The organism is Paenibacillus ilasis (assembly GCF_043195395.1).
In the GTDB taxonomy this organism is placed as follows: Bacteria; Bacillota; Bacilli; order Paenibacillales; family Paenibacillaceae; genus Paenibacillus_AQ; species Paenibacillus_AQ lautus.
In genome coordinates, this window is sequence record NZ_JBHDJG010000002.1 from 920,549 (window position 1) to 939,560 (window position 19,012).

Consider the following 19,012-nt stretch of genomic DNA (forward strand, 5'->3'; position numbering starts at 1 on the left):
TTTTAAGGTTAATGCTTTAATTATAGTATAGTCCGCCTTTGAAAGCGCTTTTACAATAAAGGAAGGTTACATGAAGAGGCGTATCGACCAACGATGTAACCACATTATGACGGAGGTGCTTTTATGGGGGGTAAGACAAAATCATGGCTTCGGCTCAGCACGGTGTTGCTGTTGTCGCTTTGCATCGTCCTTACGGGCTGCGGGGGCGGAAACGGGAATAGCGGGGCCCAGCCGGAAGCAAAGGACTCCGCAGAACAAACAACACCCGGGACGGACGGGGATAAGATCGAACCATTTGAGGTGAGTGTTTTTATCGGTCAGCCCGACCAGCAACCAACACCTGACAACAAGATTTATAAATTAATCAGGGAAAAGACAGGAGCATCCTTCAAATTCGAGTTCCTGGCAGGCGATATTGACCAGAAGCTCGGCGTTATGATTGCAGGCGGCGATTATCCGGACATGATGACAGCGAATCAAAAGCTGACAGCTGCCGGTGCCTTTATCCCGCTCGAGGATTTGATTGAAGAACATGCGCCAAACTTGAAGAAGCATTATGAGAAGTACTGGAACATGATGAAAGACCCGAATGACGGTCATATTTACAATCTTCCAAACTACGGTGTAACGAATGCGGACGTTAGCTCGTCTTGGTATTCGGGCCCGGCTTTCTGGATTCAGAAGGACGTGTTGGCAGAGGCGGGATATCCAGAGGTTAAAACCTTGGATCAATATTTTGACTTGATTAAACAATACAAGGAAAAGCATCCGACCATCGACGGTACGCCGACGATCGGCTTTGAAATTCTGAACTATGACTGGAAAAACTGGGGGCTGTTCAATGCTCCTCAGCATTTGATCGGTCATCCGAACGATGGCGGTGTGGTCGTTAAAGACGGCAAGGCGGAAATTTTTGCCGATAAGGACTATGCCAAACGCTATTATAAAAAGCTGAACGAGATGAATACCCTGGGCATCATCGACAAAGAAACGTTTACTCAAAACTTCGACCAGTATATGGCGAAAATCTCCAGCGGCGCAGTTCTTGGTATGTTTGACCAGCACTGGAACTTCCAAAGCGCAGAAAACGCGCTGATTACCCAGAAGAAAGATGAAAGAACATATGTTGGTCTTCCGCTTGTATTTGATGAAGGCATCCGGGATCATTACAAAGATCGTCCGGCTCTGAACCTCAATAACGGGTTCGGGATTACGGTCAATGCATCCGAAGAGCAGGCTATCAGAATTATTAAACTATTGGATACGCTGATTCAAGAAGATTGGCAAAAAATCTTGGCCTGGGGGATCGAAGGGGAAGATTACATCGTCAAAGATGGCCGATTCATGAAAACGCAAGAGCAGCGCGATCAGTTTACCGATGCAACCTGGAAGCTCGCGAATAAAGCCGATTCCTTCTACGGCCAAGCCCCAAAAATGGAAGGTTTATTCTCGGACGGCAACGCTACAGATGCGGCTGCCCAGCCTGAAGAAATTCTGGCAGGCATGAAAGAGTATGACAAGAACTTCCTCGCCCAATATGGATTCAATAGCTATGTCGACTTCTTCAGTCCGGCTCCCGAGAACGACATCGCTTACCCGGCATGGTCTGTCGACCTGGTAGACGGATCTGAAGCGAAAATCGTGAATACGAAGCAAAATGAGTTGTCCACGAAGTACTTACCAAAAGCCATTCTTGCTAAACCAGAAGAATACGATAGCGTCTGGGATGAGTACGTCACTGAAATCCGCAAGCTCAACATCAAGGCTTATGAAGATCGGATTAATGAAGTGCTGCAATGGAGAAGAGACACTTGGTCTGTTAAGTAAGGCAACGGAAGGTACATGAATCGGAAACGGGAAGGCTTCATGCCTTCCTTGTTTACGAAATATGGGGTTTTGGGGAGAACAAACTTATGGAAGAGACCTTTGTCAAAGACTCTGCCGTCCGGAAGCCTAAGACAAACAAGAAAATCACCTGGGCCGTACTCAAAGAACAGAGACAGTTGATCTATATGTCGGTGCCTCTGATGGCTTACATCATCTTGTTTGCCTACGTTCCTATTTGGGGATGGACCATGGCTTTCCAGAACTACAAGCCGGCTAGAGACTTTAGTGAACAGACGTGGGTAGGATTTAAACATTTTGAATTTCTTTTTAAGGATGAAAGTTTCCTGCAAGTGCTTCGCAATACGCTCGCAATGAGTGTTATCAATATGATTCTCGGCTTTACGACTGCAATTATCCTTGCATTGTTACTGAATGAAATCAAGAAAGTGGTTTGGAAAAGAACCGTACAGACGATCTCCTATCTTCCGCACTTTCTATCCTGGATCATCGTAACCGGGATTGTGGCGACGAGCTTGGCTTCGAACGGAATCATCAATGATATCCTTATGAAGCTGCATCTCATCAAGGAGCCGATCCAATGGCTCAGTGAAGGCAAATACTTCTGGGGAATCGTCGGGGCGTCGCATGTTTGGAAAGAAGTCGGCTGGAATACGATTATATATTTGGCTGCGATGGCATCCATCGACCCGGCGCTTTATGAGGCTGCCGATATGGACGGGGCAAGCCGCTATCGGAAAATGTTCCATGTCACTTTGCCGGGCATTAAGCCAACGATCATCATTCTGTTGATCATGCAGGTCGGTCACATTCTGGAAGCAGGTTTCGAGGTTCAATACTTGCTGGGCAACGGTCTTGTTGTCGACTGGTCGCAAACGATTGACATTTTCGTGCTGAAGTACGGGCTTGCCCAAGGAAACTACTCATTAGCAACGGCTGCCGGTATATTTAAAACGGTCGTTAGTGTGACGCTGTTATTGATTGCAAACGGAGTCGCGAAACGGCTAGGGGAAGAGAGGCTGCTATAATGGCAAATCAAACAATCAGCCCTGGGCCAGCAACTGCTGCCGCAGCGCCTAAATCCGTCAGAAAAAAAAGAGTAGAGCCGATCCTTTTTAATACGTTCAATACCTTGTTTATGATTGGTCTTGTCATTGTTACATTATATCCGTTCCTGAACACGATCGTCGTTTCCCTGAATGCGGGGAATGATACGATCCGGGGCGGTATCTATCTCTGGCCGAGGGAATTTACTTGGCAGAATTACAAGGCGGTATTTGCTTCGGGAACGATATATGATGCGTTCTGGATTTCCGTGGCACGAACGGTGCTTTCAACGCTGCTGAATCTGGTCTTGACCACGATGCTGGCGTATACGCTGAGTCGTCGGGAATATGTGTTCCGCAAGCCGATTACATTGATCTTTATTCTGACGATGTACTTTAACGCCGGTTTGATTCCTGGATATTTTCTGATGAAGGACTTGCACCTGCTGAATTCATTCTGGGTATATGTGATACCGTCGATGATCAGCGCATTCAATATGATCGTTATCCGGACGTATATCGGAACGATTCCGGAAAGCTTGGTCGAATCGGCAAGAATTGACGGAGCCGGGGATTTTAAAATCTTCATCCGGATCATCTTCCCGCTGTGTAAGCCGGTGCTGGCAACCATTGCGCTTTTCGTGGCCGTGGGGGCTTGGAACTCCTGGTTCGATGCATTCATCTATACCTCCTCCCGCCAAGAGCTGAGCACTTTGCAGTATGAGCTGATGAAGCTGCTGTCATCCAGTATGAACGCGAACAGCAATCCGGCAGTGGCTGCAGGAGCCGGGATGACGCAGGACGCTGCGGTGAACATGGTAACGCCGATTTCGATTCGCGCTGCCGTAACGGTTGTGGCTTCCGTTCCCATTCTGGTGGTATACCCGTTTCTGCAGAAATATTTCGTGGTCGGATTGAACGTGGGCAGCGTAAAAGAATAACCAAGGTTTTGCTAGAGGACAGACCATAAATGCAACCGATGAGGAGGCAAGCATGCCGTGTCTAAGAGAACAATCATTAGGAAGACCAGCCTGATGCTGATCGCGTTCATGCTGCTCATACCGCCTAGTTGGAGTGCGGCGGCAGTTGAACCGGCCCATCCCCCCGCTGATCAGGATCTTGTGATTCACCATCATTTTGACGGCGGGACGGAGGGGTGGTTTAAGCGGGGAACGGAGACGGTGACTTCCGCTACCTATGCCTATGAAGGGACAGGGAGTTTGTTGACGGAGGGAAGGACGGCGAACTGGAACGGACCGGGGTTTAATCTATCCGCCACGAATCAGCTGGACAAGGGAGCTACCTATGAAATTTCCGCTTTTGTCCATTTGAAGGAGGGCACCCAAGGGTCTCAGAAGCTTCAGCTTGCCATGCAGCAAACCGGAGCCGAGCCGGAATACGTGAACTTCAGCATTCCGGTTGATGTATCCGCCGATGGGTGGGTAGAGGTAAAAGGCAATTATAAATACGATGTTAATGCCTCAGCCTTGCAGGTATATTTGCAGAGCCCGAGCAGTCCGGACGCCGCTTATTATATGGACGAATTCAAGGTCCGGTTGATTGAACCCGCACCGGACCCCGGCAATGAGATTCCGGGGGGAGAGAATACGGTCGTATGGGATTTTGAAGACGGAACGACGATGGATTGGGGACCACGTGATTCGGAGACAGTAGAAGCTTTGCCAGAAGCAGCCCAAAGCGGCGGCTACGGATTAAAGGTCCATGATCGGACGAACAACTGGAACGGGCCCAGCCAAGATGTTAAAGACATCATGGTACGCCAAAAAACGTATACAATCTCAGCCTATGTCAGGCTTGAGGAGGTCCCTGCCGCTGCGGTCAAAATATCGCTTTCGATGGAAAACAAAGCGGCGGGCTCAGCAGACACGTCCTATACGACCGTCGCCTCAGCCTCCGCGAGCGGTACGGAGTGGGTGGAGCTGAGAGGAACCTTCGGTTTCAGTTCGGATATGGAAACATTGAAGCTGTATGTGGAAACCTCGGATCTTTCCAATTTCTATGTCGATGACATTAAGCTCGCTCTGCCGGGTTCCATTCAGACGGATATTCCGGCACTGAAGGATGTGTATCAGGATTATTTCGAGATCGGGGCAGCGGTGGAGCCCAAGCATCTGTCCGGCGTGCACAAGGAGCTTTTGGATTACCATTACAACTCGCTCGTTGCCGAGAATGTGATGAAACCGGAATCTCTCAATCCAAGCGAAGGAACCTATAATTTTACCAACGCGGATCTGATTAGGGATTATGCCAGGGATCATGGCATGAACCTCCGGTTCCATACGCTGCTGTGGCATCAGCAAGGGTCCGAATGGATGCTGAAGGATGATCAGGGCCATTATCTTGAAGCTACGCCGGAGAATAAAGTGCTCGTCCTTCAGAGGCTGGAAGCCTATATCCATGAAGTGGTCGGCCGCTACAAGGGCGATGCCCGCGATTGGGACGTCGTGAATGAGGTCATTGACGAAGGGCGTCCGGATGGCATGCGGGACAGTCAGTGGTACCGAATAACGGGGCTCGACTATATTCGGACCGCATTTCATGCGGCACGTGATGCAGCCGGTCCCGAGGCCAAGCTGTACATCAACGATTACAGCACGCACAATCCGAAGAAACGCGATTATCTGCTGGATCTCGTGAAACAGCTGAAGGCGGAAGGCGTTCCGATCGATGGCGTGGGCCATCAAACGCACATCAATATCAGCGGGCCGTCCATCCAGCAAATCTCGGATTCCATCCGGATGTTCGGCGAGGCGGGCTTTGACAACCAGCTTACCGAGCTGGACGTTTCGGTGTATACGAACAATACCGACGCGTACCAGACCGTCCCTCAGGAATTGCTCGACAAGCAAGGTTATCGGTACAAAGAGCTGTTTGAAGAACTGAAGCGGCTGGACCAAACGGGCGTCGATGCGGGTGTGGAAGGAGGCTGGATCAGCAATGTTACCATTTGGGGGATTGCAGACGACCACACCTGGCTGCATGATCGTCCCGCGGGTACAGGCCGCCAGGATGCCCCGTTTCCTTTTGACAAGCAATATCAGGCCAAGCCTGCTTATTGGGGAATGGTCGATCCTTCCAGGCTAACGATTGTGAGAAAGACCGGAGCGTCTGTGGAGGGTAAGGCGGTCATCGACGGACAACCGGATTTTGCCTGGAATCTGGTTTCGGCACTTAAGACAGAGCAGCTAGGATCGTTATCTGCTGAATTTAAGACACTATGGGACAAGGACCACATCTATGTCAGGGTTGACGTGAAAGACGGATCGATATCCCCGGGAGATCAGGTTGACATCTTCGCAGTGGTGAACGGTACCCTGCAAAAAGCCCGGATTCAGCGTGGAGCCTCCAACACGGCAGAGACCACGGGAGGTTACACAGGGGAAGCCCTGCTTCCGCTTAACGGAGAAGGATCGCTGGGCAACGACATTTATTTCGATGTCAGAGTGACGGATTCCGGCACGGATGACGGTTCCGAGCATGGCAAGAACGGGGCAATGGTGTCCTGGAGCGATCCAAGGCATGCCCAGGAGAGCGATCAGGACGGACTCGGCATTCTTACTCTCGCTGCTGCGCCGAACTTGGCCCAGGCCCGCTATGGCACCCCGAAGGTGGATGGCGAGCTCGACGGCATCTGGAAGGAAGCCGGGGAACTGGCAACCGGCGTATGGGTTGAGGGTAACAGCGGCGCGACCGCTAAATTCCGGACGCTGTGGGATGAGAATCACCTGTACGTTTATGCCGTCATTAGCGACAGCTTGTTATCAGATGCGAGTCCCAACGTATGGGAGCAGGATTCGGTAGAGATTTTCGTGGATCAGAATAATGGAAAGACGGATGCCTACCAGGAGGATGACGGACAGTATCGGATGAACTTCAACAATGTGCGTTCTTTTGGCGGTCATGCGGGCGAGGATAACTTCACATCCGCAGCGAAGGTGACCGACGGCGGATATGTCGTTGAAGCAGCGATCCGCCTGGATAAGATCAAAGCTGAGAAAGGGACAATCATCGGGTTCGATTTGCAGGTGAATAACGATGAAGACGGTCAGGGTACAAGAGACAGCGTGGCCATATGGTCGGATCCGACCGGCCAATCCTATCAGAACACGTCCAGGTTCGGCGTGCTGGAATTCACGAAGAGCTCCGCTCCTGGCGGAGGCAATGGAAACGGCGGAGAACATAACGGCGGCGGTATCGGAGGAAGCGGAGGAACCACGGGCGGAGGCGGAAGCAGTACGAGTTCGGCTCCAAGCACGTGTTCGTCTTCACTCGAAATCCGGAACAACGACGGGCGGATCATCGCTGCTGTCTCGAGCCAATTCCTTCAGCAGGCGTTGGAGAAGGCGGCAGCTGGGACAGAGGGGACGAAGCGAGCGGTTGTGGACATCCCGGCTCAAAAAGGAGCCCTGTCCTACGATATTCAGCTGCCGGTTAAGTGGCTGCTGGGGAATCCGCAGGCAGTTCTTATCCTCCAAACGGAGTTTGGCACGCTGGAACTGCCAAGCACGTTGATTCAGGGAACCGGTGTAACGGATACAGAAACCGTCACGCTGCGTCTAGCGAAAGCTTCGGGCAGCAATCTGGATGCGGCCCTCCGCGAGAAGATCGGCGATCGTCCGGTGTTCCAGATAGAGGTTCTTGCCGGAGATCGGGCCCTGTCTTGGAAATCGGGCAAGGCTCGCCTACTCTGGTTGGTGCCTTATACACCAACCCAGGAAGAGCTGGCACAACCGGATCATATCGTTGTTAGGAAGATCGATGCCAACGGGCAAGACGGGCCTCTTCCAAACAGCCGCTATGATGCGAAACAGGGGATCGTGCATGCAGCGCTGCCGCATGGCGGCACGTTTGCAGTCGCTTCCGCATTCAAGACGTTTCATGACTTGAAGCATGTACCGTGGGCGATCGATGCGATCGAAACGATGGCATCCCGTGGAATGGTTCAAGGGGAGACCGAAACGAGATTCAACCCGTTGAACCCGATTACTCGAGCTGAATTTCTCGTTATGCTCGTACGAGCGCTGGAGCTGAAGGGCTCGGGCGAAGGCCAGGCAGCATTCGGAGATGTTACGTCTTCGGCATATTATTACGAAGACGTGCAGATCGCCACAGAGCTTGGACTGGTTCAAGGTGTCGGAGGAAACCGTTTCTTGCCCGACACGCCGATGAAACGCCAGGACATGATGGTGATGACGCAGCGTGCTCTGGAGGCAGCTGGCAGGAAGCTGGAAGTGCAGGGGTCACTGGATTCTTTTGCTGATGGGGATCAGGTTGCTGAGTATGCCAAATCGAGTGCAGCGCTGCTTGCCGGCTCGGGCATCGTGAACGGCATGAATGGCAGCATTGCTCCACAGGCTTACTTTACGCGTGCTCAGGCTGCGGTGATCCTTGACCGGATTTGGAATTGGAAATGATGAAGGCCGTGAATCGTTAATGCGATGAACTGATGTGAACGATGAAAGCCAGCATGTAAGTGGAATGGTATTGAAGGCCAGCCGTAGCAACGGGCTGGCCTTTTTCGTGGTTTGGTGAGTATCGTCAAGAACTCTCCGAACCAGGTGCTTTTTTATTTGGATGCCGATTAGGCAAGGCCGACCGTACCTATCTAAATCATGCGGAGCAGGCCAATCCTTTTCTAGCAAAAGACGTCTATCTTCGTGCTTTCTTGGAAAACCTATTCATAGATTCAAGATTCCAAGTTACCGCTATCTAATAATCTATGAATATAGGTTGGAGGTTGATGTTCTTGTTTAGTTCATCCGTTCATGCTGAAGAAGCAAATCATCCGGAGTGGGCACCTGAGCTTCTGGGGAGGGTTACCCAACGGATCGGCAGTGTCATTGTAGGACATGAGGAGCAAATCTCGTTAACGATGATTGCCTTGCTGGCCGGAGGACATGTGCTGTTGGAGGATGTGCCGGGAGTCGGGAAGACCATGCTGGTGAAGTCGGTGGCTGCGTTAATCGGCTGTGATTTCAGCCGCATTCAGTTTACGTATGATCTGATGCCAGGGGATATTACAGGGGCATCGGTCTATTATCCCCATACGGGGGAATTCGTATTTAGGCCAGGACCCGTGATGTCCAATATTGTGTTGGCCGATGAAATTAACCGGGCATCGCCGCGGGCACAATCCGCGCTGCTGGAGGCGATGGAAGAGGGACGCGTCACCGTGGACGGTCATACCTATCCGCTGCCTGCCCCCTTCTTCCTGCTGGCAACGCAAAATCCTTATGAATATGAAGGGACAAGCCGCCTGCCGGAGGCGCAGCTGGATCGTTTTTTGATGAAATTATCGCTGGGATATCCCAATATGGAAGGTGAATTGGAGCTGCTGGAGCGGGGGATGGGCAGTTCCAGATTGGATGATCTGAAACCGCTCATGATGGGTTCCGAGCTCATCCGGATGCAGCAGATGGTTTCCCGTGTATTTGTGGATGACACCATAAAACGTTACATGGTCAGTGTGGCCGATGCTTCCCGAAGACAGCAGGGCGTGACCCTGGGGGTTAGTCCGAGAGGGACATTGGCGTGGCTCCGCGCTTCACAGGCAGCTGCGTTTCTGACAGGTCGAATGTATGTCATCCCTGATGATTGTCTACGTGTTGCCGTATCTGTGCTCACCCATCGGATTCATCTGTCCCATGAGGCACGCGCTGCCGGCGTAACTCCTTATGAAATGGTGGAGTCCATCATTACGAGGTTTGATTTGCCGCGCCAGCGCAGCCGGAAGGGAAATCCGTCATGAGACGCCGTCTGCTGGAATGGTCGAGAGGAGCGGCCATCTGGTCCGTTTCGTTGGGCCTTTATGTTTGGTTAGGCGGGGAATCGCTGCGGCTTGTATGGTGGGCATCCACGATTCTATTGCTTGGCGGGGCTTTGACGAGTTTGCTGGGCCCAACCCGAATCACCCTTTCGCATACAAGCTTCCCTTCGTGCATACAGGCGGGGGATTCTGCTCAGATGACGGTTCGAGTAACTTATCGTTCCCTTCTGCCCGTGCCGTGGCTTATCATAACCGACCGGATCGGCAGCAGGGAACATCGCAAGCTGTTGTTCCCCGGCATGAAGCGAAGGCTCGAGTATACCTACAGACTGAACCAGGTTCCCCGCGGAGTCTGGTCTTCAATCTATAGCGAGGTGGAATGGGGCGATATGTTCGGTTGGTTCAGGACAAGCCGGAGTGTGCAAAGCGATACAGGCGGCATGATCGTGCTGCCAAGACCCGCCGAGTGGCCGGAGGCCCAGGTTCCCAAACATGGAAGCGATATGGACATGGAAGATGAACGTATACGCTTTAACGTTTGGAATGAAATGAGAGGTTCGGGCGTGCGCGATTATGTTCCCGGCGATCCCATGAACCGGATTCATTGGAAGAATTCCGCGAAGCTCGGACGCTTGCAATCTTTCATGCCGCATGAGGGCTATGGATCAAGGCAGGGGGTTGTGCTGGATACATCGCTCCAAGGGTATGAAGGTCTTGGCGCTTTGAAACCGGAGGATGCATTTGAAGGCGCGGTATCTGCGGCAGCAGGATTTGTATCCCGGCTCATTCGATGCAGAATTCCCTATCAATTACGTATGGATGGAGCGAATTTAGAGGGCCAATCGATCGAACGCAAAGGCGTATCCAAGGAGCAGCAGAATACGCTGGTGCCGCTTGCCTCCGTTCAGCTAGCCGGGAAAGATCCTGTACGGAACCAAAGTTTCGAGAAGTCTCTTTCTCCCTCGCAAAAGAATACGGATTGGGCGATTATTACGGGGGTTTTTCATCAGGGTGCGGCTGTCGCAGCAATCAACCTGCTCAATGAGGGCAGCAGAAAAGTTACCATCTTCTGTACGCAAAGTGTAAAGCGTCTAAAATCGACTGGAAATTCAAGCTCATGGGTTAGTCCATTGGAGAATCAGGCGCAGCCGGAGTGGGCACGAGAGTTTTTCAGCAAAGGCGGGAGGCTGGTTTATTTGCATGAAAAGCCGACAAATGGGAAGCCAATGCAGATAGGAGGTGCCGGCCATGATCGAACCGGGAAGCTCGCCCGTTAGGGATGGAGGCCATCGGAAGACCGGGATATCCGGAGCCTGGAGCGTCCCCCATATTTTCGTCTCCCGATTGTCGCACGGAACGCTTCTTCACCGCATATTGATTACGCTGCCGGTTATGGGACTGCTGTCAGAGTGGCTCTTGCCGCTTCGGGATGCAGGGGACATGGGCGGCCATCTTATGCTGCAAACCTTATTCATCTGGGCTTTATTCTTGCTGCTGCAAGGATTATTTACGTTGCGGGGCTGGGTGTGGCTGCCGCTGAACGCTGTTCTGGTGGTCTGGCTGTGTGCCCGTTTGTTTGAATACAGCCGTCCGCTGGCATGGCTGACCGATTATGCTTCGGATATACTACCGGGTGACGTTTCGGTATTCGGAAATGCATGGGAGTTTACTGCCTTAAGCCAGGAGACGAGAACCATCATCCTCCTTGTCGGCTGGGCGATCATGGTATCAGCGGTCCATATGCTGGCTTTGTATCGCCGAACCGTGTGGTTGTTTGGCGGTTCGACGCTGGTTTATTTGGCAGTGCTGGAATCCGCCATGGAGGAGAGCATATACCGTGATATGCTGCGGGCTGTACTGTATATTTTACTGGCCCAGGGTATGATGCTGATTCTTAAGCTGAAGCAGGAAACCGTTGAGGGATCCTATAGTGGAACTGATATCCCCGAGCCTGTTCGATCCGGCCGCTTGTCCGGGCTGCCAGTGCTTCGCTGGAGCCTGGTGGTGCTGCTTGCTTCCTGTTTGATCGCCGGAATTCCCCGAGTGGGAGGAGTTTTTAGCGAGCCTTCGGCGGGTGTGGGATTAACGGTATCCGAAATGGCGGAACGACTGACGGGATGGGGGGATCGAATCTGGGGAAACGCGGAACCGTCGATTCCTGCCTCTCAGGTTGCCGGATACGCTTCCCAGGGAAAAGATTTGGGAGGTCCGCTGACGCTGAACGATGCGTTGTATTTTACCGCACAATCGCCTGAACCGACTTATTGGCGGGGAGACACGTATAACCGGTATGATGGGCGGAAGTGGGATGCAGATCCCTCGATCCGCAAGCCCGTCAAGCTATCCGAAGACCTGAGCGACATCCTCCCCTATTGGGAGCGTCCTAATGGAGACAGGCTGGTCCAGACACTGACTTTCGAACAAGATACCCCCATCCAGACCGTGCTGTCCGGAGGCCTTATTACCCGCGTGAAGGAGATGCATTTCTCCAAAGAGAGAGGTACACCGAGGCTTGCCGTTGACAGGCTGTCCGAAACGGTATCCTTGCAAGGCGAGAGGGCGGTATCCGGTTATACCATAGAAACTCTATACCATCAGCCGGAGGAGCAGTCACTCCGCAGTACGACTGACAACGATCCCGAATATTTGAAGGAGATGTACCTGCAGCTTCCCGAGCAGCTGCCCTTCAGGGTGAGGGATTTAGCAAGGGAGATCACATTGGACGCTGTGAATAGGTATGAAAAGGCGCAAGCTATCGAATCCTATTTGGAGCAGAACTATACCTATTCCCTGCAAACATCCGTGCCTCCGGAAGGCAGGGATTTTACGGATTATTTTTTGTTTGATACGAAGGAAGGGTACTGCGTTCATTTTGCTACGACCATGACCGTGCTGCTCCGATCCGAGGGCATACCCGCACGCTACGTGACCGGATTTGCACCGGGTGAGCGGGTGGCAGGTACTCTTGACCGCTATGCGGTAGCACAAAAGAATGCGCATGCGTGGGTTGAGGTTTTTTTTCCGGGACAAGGCTGGGTAATGTTCGATCCAACCCCAGGCTTTGGCTTCGGGCAGATGTCCACGCCTCCGCTTGCCGGTGATTCCGGTTCTGCCGGGCTTAAGTACTGGAACAGCTTGTGGAATTCCATGATTTACGGAGTTGTTAAAGTACTCCTTCTGATAGCCGCCATCGGTCCTGTGATGTTTGGGGGCGTACTCTTATTGGTTCTTCCCATCCTAGTGGCAGTTATGTATCAAATTCCGACCGTGCGCGAAAGTTTGGCCTTCATGAGGATGGCCAGAACGATAGCAGTAAGCGGGCGGGAGGGACTCGTATCGGCCTCGGTCTGGGTTTGGGACAAGCTCCAGCGAAGGTTTGGAGAGTTAGAAAGAGGGCAGACCATGCGCCAATACGTCAATGCCTTGTCGATTGCAGATACCGAATTCAGGGCGGAGCTGGAGCAGTTTGCACAGCGCTGGGAGCGGGCGGCATACCATGATGAACCGTGGTCCCGTACTGAAAAAGTACTCTTTTTACGCCAATGTATTCGAATTGTCAAAAAACTGGCATGAAAACAAAGGGCCCTCTTTCTTGACGGTATGAATTAGGGTTGCGTATAATTAATTTCATTAATCAAGGGAGGCCCGGTAATGAATAAGCCTAATGAAATCATCGTCGTTATGGACTTCGGTGGACAGTACAACCAACTTATAGCACGTCGTATTCGCGATCTTGGCGTTTATAGTGAGCTTCTGCCATACAACACGCCCGCCCAGAAAATTAAAGAACTTTCCCCGCGCGGCATTGTTTTCTCAGGAGGTCCTTCCAGCGTGTATTCCGAGAATGCACCGCATGTGGACCCCGCCATTTATGATCTGGGACTGCCGATCTTCGGCATTTGCTACGGCATGCAGTTGATGGCTCAACAGCTGGACGGAAAAGTAGAACGTGCTTCGAAACGTGAATACGGAAAAGCCGAATTGGAATTTGCTCCGAACTCGATACTTGTCAAAGGGATTGAGCAAAAACAAACGGTATGGATGAGTCACGGTGATCACGTGGTATCGCTGCCTTCCGGCTTTAAGCTGGATGCAGGAACGGAATCCGCTCCGATCGCTGCAATGAGTAACGAGGATAAGAAGCTGTACGCTGTGCAGTTCCATCCGGAGGTTCGTCACTCCGTCCATGGTAACGAAATGATCAAGAATTTCTTGTACGAAGTGTGCGGTTGCGAAGGCAACTGGAGCATGGAGACTTTTATCGAGGACCAGGTTCGCGAAATCCGTGAAGTCGTCGGCGAACAAAAAGTGCTGTGCGCGCTGAGCGGCGGCGTTGATTCCTCCGTTGTGGCCATGCTGATTCACAAGGCCATCGGCGATCAGCTGACATGTATGTTCATCGATCATGGACTGCTGCGCAAGGGCGAGGCCGAGAGCGTGATGGAAACCTTCGTCGGCAAGTTTGATATGAAGGTCGTTAAGATTGACGCTCAGGAACGCTTCATGTCCAAGCTGAAAGGCGTAGACGATCCGGAGAAAAAACGGAAAATCATCGGCAACGAGTTTATCTACGTATTCGATGAGGAGTCCAGCAAGTTTGATGATTTTGCATTCCTGGCACAAGGCACGCTGTATACCGATATCGTTGAGAGCGGTACGGACACGGCGCATACAATCAAATCCCACCACAATGTCGGCGGGCTGCCTGAAGACATGAAATTCACGCTGATCGAGCCGCTCAAAGCACTCTTTAAGGATGAGGTTCGTAAAGTCGGCGAAGAGCTGGGCTTACCGGATGAGATCGTTCACCGTCAACCTTTCCCTGGCCCGGGTCTTGCGATTCGCGTACTGGGTGAAGTAACGGAGGACAAGCTGCAAATCGTTCGTGATTCCGACTACATCCTGCGCGAAGAGATTGCGAAGGCGGGACTGGATCGCGAGATCTGGCAGTATTTCACGGCGCTTCCGAACATGAAGAGTGTCGGCGTAATGGGTGATGCACGTACGTATTCCTACACCGTAGGTATCCGTGCGGTAACCTCCATTGACGGCATGACAGCGGACTGGGCGCGTATCCCATGGGATGTGCTCGAGAAGATCTCCGTACGTATCGTGAACGAAGTCGAGAATGTCAACCGTATCGTGTATGACGTGACTTCCAAACCACCAGCAACGATCGAGTGGGAATAGTTTTTATACTGCTGCACTAAACCAAAAAACCTTCAAATCCACATCCGTGGGATTGAAGGTTTTTTATGTGTGCTTGTAACACACGAATTTTTTTCCTTTAACCAATGGACGGATAGGAGCCAATCGTTTGGATTGTATGCATCTTTTGTGAAATAAGATGAATAATACGTTAGGGTGCATTGTTAAGAGCGAGCTTTAAGGCAGAACCAAGACCTGAACCTGTGAGGAGGAAAAGAATGAAAGCTATCGTCATTGATCGTTATGGGGGCAAGGAAGAGCTTCAGGAAAGAGAAGTACCTAAGCCAACACCGCAAGCTCATCAGGTTTTAGTCAAAGTGGCTGCCACCTCGATCAATCCAATTGACTGGAAGCTCCGTGAGGGCTATTTAAAACAAATGATGGATTGGGAGTTTCCGATTATTTTGGGATGGGATGTTGCCGGGATAATTTCGGAAATTGGGAACGAGGTAACGGATTGGAAAGTGGGAGATGCAGTGTTTGCCCGTCCGGAAACCACCCGTTTTGGCACATATGCCGAATATACTTTGGTGGATGATCACCTGCTGGCGCGGAAGCCTGCTGCTATCTCATGGGAGGAAGCCGCATCCGTTCCGCTCGCAGGACTGACTGCTTGGCAGGCGCTTTTTACACATGGTGAACTGACTGAAGGAGAGAAGGTATTGATTCACGCAGGCGCAGGTGGCGTTGGCATGTTCGCTATCCAGTTTGCCAAACAAGCGGGAGCTTACGTTATAACGACAGCCAGTGAACGTAATCATGAGCTTCTGGCTTCACTCGGAGCTGATCGGATTATTGACTATCGCACGACCCGATTTGAAGATGTATTATCGGATGTGGACGTTGTGTTCGATACGATGGGCGGTGACGTTCAGAAGAATAGCTTTAAAGTGCTGAAAAAACATACCGGGCGAATCATATCGATTGTCAGCGATTTTGATGAAGAGCTGGTAAGGGAATATGACGTAACCGCCAAAAATATATGGCTGGATCCCAATGGTCAGCAGCTTCAGGAAATAGCCGACCTGTTGGAGCAAAAAAAGATAAGATCAGTCGTAGGAGCTACGTTTCCTTTTTCGCAAAAAGGGCTCTACGATGCCCACGCATTGAGTGAGACCCATCATGCTGTCGGTAAAATAGCAATAAGCTTCTCCTAAGGAGCCTAGTGCTCCCTATTTCATCCTGCGTGTGGAAACAATCCGGTTTCGATCGCGTCTGCTACTATCACGAATGAAACGCCTCTCGAACGGATTTCAGTGATCATGTGCGCATGGGAATATCAATTTCCGAACATTTCTTTAAATTGACAAGTTTAATATTCGTTTTTGTTATTGACAAGGTTGGGCGTCTCGTCCTAGAATATGTGTAGAAACTGACATGACAACTACAAATAACGAGCTTTTTCGTATAATCCCGGGAATGGGCCCGGGAGTCTCTACAGGTCACCGTAATGATCTCGCTACGAAAAGAAGAGCGGCAATATAATGATGCGGACTCGTCCAGCATTCGAGATATCGGCCTGCAAGATGGAGCAGCGCTCCATAAAGCAGCAGCTGGTTATTCGATAAGGATGCTGCCCTGCAGCATGCGAATGATTGTTTTGCGGCTCTTTTTTCAAGCGACGGCCCTGGGGATTTATCCTTAGGGTCTTTTTTTGTATGTTGCCGGTCATTAATTTTAAGGGGGATATCTCTACAATGGAGCGTTTCTTTAAACTAAAGGAACACGGAACAAATGTAAGAACCGAGATTATCGCAGGCTTGACGACCTTTATGACCATGGCTTACATCCTGCTGGTCAACAATTTGTTCCTGGGTCCTGATGGCGCGGGTATTCCGCAGGAAGGCGTATTTTTCGCTACTGCAGTAGGTGCCGGCCTTGTGACGATGGCGATGGGCTTCTTCGTTAACATTCCGGTTGCGTTGGCGCCTGGTATGGGGTTGAACGCATATTTCATGACAGTTGTATTAAGCTCGAACGGAGCGATTACCTGGCAGGCCGCACTCGGTGCAGTATTTATCTCCGGTATTGTCTTCATTATTCTCACGGTAACCAAAGTCCGCCAAATGCTGTTGACTGCGGTACCGAACAACTTAAAGATTGCCATTACGGTCGGTATTGGCCTGTTCATTACCATCGTTGGTCTTAAGCTGGGCAACATCGTGACGGCTTCCATTAACCCGGGAACGGATATTACTCATCCGGTACCAGGCGGTGCCTTCAATCTTGGCCTGGGGAATTTCGTTGAGAACAAGGATACGCTGCTTGCGATCATCGGCCTGTTCCTGATTGCCATCCTGATGGTTCTCAAATTGAAGGGCGCTTTGCTTATCGGTATCGTGCTGACGACGCTGATTGGTGTTCCAATGGGAGTAACCGATCTGTCAGGTCTGAGCACTGCAAGCTGGATTCCTTCATTTGATAATCTGGCTGTCGGTCAGATGGACTTGAAGGGCGCCCTTGGCATTGGTCTTGTAGAAGTTATCTTCATCTTTACATTTGTTGAATTGTTCGATACATTCGGTACATTGGTTGGTACCGCAGGTCGTGCGGGACTCCTGAAGAATAAAGAGGAAGGCGAGAAGAAGCTTGGTAAAGCGATGCTCGTGGATGCTGGCGGCGTAAGTGCAGGCGCATTCCTTGGAACCAGTACAATCACAGCTTTCGTAGAAAGTACTTCCGGTGTTGCAGAGGGTGGACGTACTGGCTTGACTGCGGTTACTACAGGCGTACTCTTTATTCTGGCATTGTTCTTGGCTCCGATTGCTCTGGTTGTTCCTTCGGCTGCTACAGCTCCAGCGCTTGTCATTGTCGGTGTACTGATGATGAGCCAGGTGCGGGATATCGAGTGGGATGATTTCATGCAGGCATTCCCGGCATTCTTGACCATCATCCTGATGCCTTTTACTGGCGGTATCGCTAACGGCATCTCTGCCGGTATCATTGCTTATGTCATCCTGGCGGTATTCGGCAAGTTGATCGGACGCACAGATACTAAGGTGCATTGGCTGATGTGGATCCTGTTTGTGATCATCTTGATCCGGTACGCTTTCCTCGGTGCCGAATAGTTTCGGAATTCTATCTCATAATAAATGAACAAATAGAGCGAAGGCTTCGGGTATCTATCCGGAGCTTTCGCTTTTTTATTTCTGAAATGTAGATATGGGTGATAGATAAGATAAAAACGATGCGTATGACTCATGAACGGTTAAGGAAAGTTGGTAGCTTACTCAGACATTCTCCTATGGATGCACATAAAGCGGGACGTTTTCGAATCTGAGATTTAAGTTAGTCGTAATATAGAAATGTTCAGTGACCAAGTAGACATGTCATCAAAAGCAGAGCAGAAAACATTGAGTTCTTCCTTTTCTGTCAGCTACACTATATTAGATAGAGAGCATTCTATGAAAAAACCTTTTGAAAAAGACTTGCATTCAAGATCTGTGCATGGTATATTATATTTCCGGCCAAGAAATACGGTCGAAACAAACGCTTGAGATAACAAGCCGAAATGAATTTGAAAAACAAATTCAAAAAAGCTTGCAATGATCGAGTGGATATGATAAGATATAAGAGTTGCTGGTGCGAAAGAGATTCGCCGGTAACGAAGAAGTTGATCTTTGAAAACTGAACAACGAGTGAGTAAAACGAACCACTTTGGTGGGACGTTGAAATAGAGAATTGAACAAATTCTCGTCAGTTAAGAAATGAGCAAGTCAAACACTTTATTGGAGAGTTTGATCCTGGCTCAGGACGAACGCTGGCGGCGTGCCTAATACATGCAAGTCGAGCGGACTTGATGGAGTGCTTGCACTCCTGAAGGTTAGCGGCGGACGGGTGAGTAACACGTAGGCAACCTGCCCTCAAGACTGGGATAACTACCGGAAACGGTAGCTAATACCGGATAATTTATTTCGCAGCATTGTGGAATAATGAAAGACGGAGCAATCTGTCACTTGGGGATGGGCCTGCGGCGCATTAGCTAGTTGGTGGGGTAATGGCTCACCAAGGCGACGATGCGTAGCCGACCTGAGAGGGTGAACGGCCACACTGGGACTGAGACACGGCCCAGACTCCTACGGGAGGCAGCAGTAGGGAATCTTCCGCAATGGGCGAAAGCCTGACG

General features: G+C 50.9%; 11 protein-coding genes, 1 rRNA gene and 1 riboswitch. All 12 genes read left to right on the forward strand.

The features are described 5' to 3' along the window. Positions 1-123 precede the first annotated feature (123 nt). The gene (locus ACETK5_RS24185; protein WP_100540221.1) at positions 124-1,827 is read left to right on the forward strand and encodes a type 2 periplasmic-binding domain-containing protein; all 1,704 of its coding nucleotides are present in this window, start codon (positions 124-126) and stop codon (positions 1,825-1,827) included. Positions 1,828-1,913: 86 nt separating this feature from the next. Continuing rightward, positions 1,914-2,873, forward strand: coding sequence for an ABC transporter permease (locus ACETK5_RS24190; protein WP_100540222.1), 960 nt, complete (start codon positions 1,914-1,916; stop codon positions 2,871-2,873). After that, positions 2,873-3,832 carry a carbohydrate ABC transporter permease gene (locus ACETK5_RS24195; RefSeq protein WP_100540223.1) on the forward strand — a complete coding sequence of 320 codons (960 nt, stop codon included), beginning with the start codon at positions 2,873-2,875 and terminating at the stop codon, positions 3,830-3,832. Before ACETK5_RS24190 ends, ACETK5_RS24195 begins: the two co-directional genes overlap by 1 nt. 57 nt (positions 3,833-3,889) lie before the next feature. Continuing rightward, positions 3,890-8,326: an endo-1,4-beta-xylanase gene (locus ACETK5_RS24200; RefSeq protein WP_394058308.1), complete on the forward strand. Its 4,437-nt coding sequence runs from the start codon at positions 3,890-3,892 to the stop codon at positions 8,324-8,326. Positions 8,327-8,652: 326 nt separating this feature from the next. Then, the gene (locus ACETK5_RS24205; protein WP_100540225.1) at positions 8,653-9,660 is read left to right on the forward strand and encodes an AAA family ATPase; all 1,008 of its coding nucleotides are present in this window, start codon (positions 8,653-8,655) and stop codon (positions 9,658-9,660) included. Beyond that, positions 9,657-10,955 carry a DUF58 domain-containing protein gene (locus tag ACETK5_RS24210; protein WP_326111916.1) on the forward strand — a complete coding sequence of 433 codons (1,299 nt, stop codon included), beginning with the start codon at positions 9,657-9,659 and terminating at the stop codon, positions 10,953-10,955. The genes ACETK5_RS24205 and ACETK5_RS24210 overlap by 4 nt, the downstream gene beginning before the upstream one ends. Next, complete coding sequence (locus ACETK5_RS24215; RefSeq protein ID WP_100540227.1) at positions 10,927-13,251, forward strand: transglutaminase TgpA family protein; 2,325 nt, start codon at positions 10,927-10,929, stop codon at positions 13,249-13,251. Before ACETK5_RS24210 ends, ACETK5_RS24215 begins: the two co-directional genes overlap by 29 nt. 78 nt (positions 13,252-13,329) lie before the next feature. Next, positions 13,330-14,868, forward strand: coding sequence for a glutamine-hydrolyzing GMP synthase (guaA, locus tag ACETK5_RS24220; protein ID WP_100540228.1), 1,539 nt, complete (start codon positions 13,330-13,332; stop codon positions 14,866-14,868). Positions 14,869-15,104: 236 nt separating this feature from the next. Next, positions 15,105-16,043: an NADP-dependent oxidoreductase gene (locus tag ACETK5_RS24225; protein WP_100540229.1), complete on the forward strand. Its 939-nt coding sequence runs from the start codon at positions 15,105-15,107 to the stop codon at positions 16,041-16,043. 226 nt (positions 16,044-16,269) lie between these two features. Beyond that, positions 16,270-16,368: riboswitch (purine riboswitch) on the forward strand. Beyond that, the gene (locus ACETK5_RS24230) at positions 16,337-16,531 is read left to right on the forward strand and encodes a hypothetical protein (protein WP_326111913.1); all 195 of its coding nucleotides are present in this window, start codon (positions 16,337-16,339) and stop codon (positions 16,529-16,531) included. (Overlaps the previous riboswitch by 32 nt.) Positions 16,532-16,583: 52 nt before the next feature. Next, positions 16,584-17,954, forward strand: a complete 1,371-nt coding sequence (locus tag ACETK5_RS24235; RefSeq protein ID WP_100540230.1) for an NCS2 family permease — start codon at positions 16,584-16,586, stop codon at positions 17,952-17,954. Between the two features lie 657 nt (positions 17,955-18,611). Beyond that, positions 18,612-19,012 (forward strand): 16S ribosomal RNA (locus ACETK5_RS24240); the annotation flags it as partial.

Coding starts and splice junctions, on each gene's coding strand:
- ACETK5_RS24185 (WP_100540221.1), top strand. CDS start 124: ATGGGGGGTAAGACAAAATCATGGCTTCGGCTCAGCACGGTGTTGCTG.
- ACETK5_RS24190 (WP_100540222.1), top strand. CDS start 1,914: ATGGAAGAGACCTTTGTCAAAGACTCTGCCGTCCGGAAGCCTAAGACA.
- ACETK5_RS24195 (WP_100540223.1), top strand. CDS start 2,873: ATGGCAAATCAAACAATCAGCCCTGGGCCAGCAACTGCTGCCGCAGCG.
- ACETK5_RS24205 (WP_100540225.1), top strand. CDS start 8,653: ATGTTCTTGTTTAGTTCATCCGTTCATGCTGAAGAAGCAAATCATCCG.
- ACETK5_RS24210 (WP_326111916.1), top strand. CDS start 9,657: ATGAGACGCCGTCTGCTGGAATGGTCGAGAGGAGCGGCCATCTGGTCC.
- ACETK5_RS24215 (WP_100540227.1), top strand. CDS start 10,927: ATGATCGAACCGGGAAGCTCGCCCGTTAGGGATGGAGGCCATCGGAAG.
- guaA (WP_100540228.1), top strand. CDS start 13,330: ATGAATAAGCCTAATGAAATCATCGTCGTTATGGACTTCGGTGGACAG.
- ACETK5_RS24225 (WP_100540229.1), top strand. CDS start 15,105: ATGAAAGCTATCGTCATTGATCGTTATGGGGGCAAGGAAGAGCTTCAG.
- ACETK5_RS24230 (WP_326111913.1), top strand. CDS start 16,337: ATGATCTCGCTACGAAAAGAAGAGCGGCAATATAATGATGCGGACTCG.
- ACETK5_RS24235 (WP_100540230.1), top strand. CDS start 16,584: ATGGAGCGTTTCTTTAAACTAAAGGAACACGGAACAAATGTAAGAACC.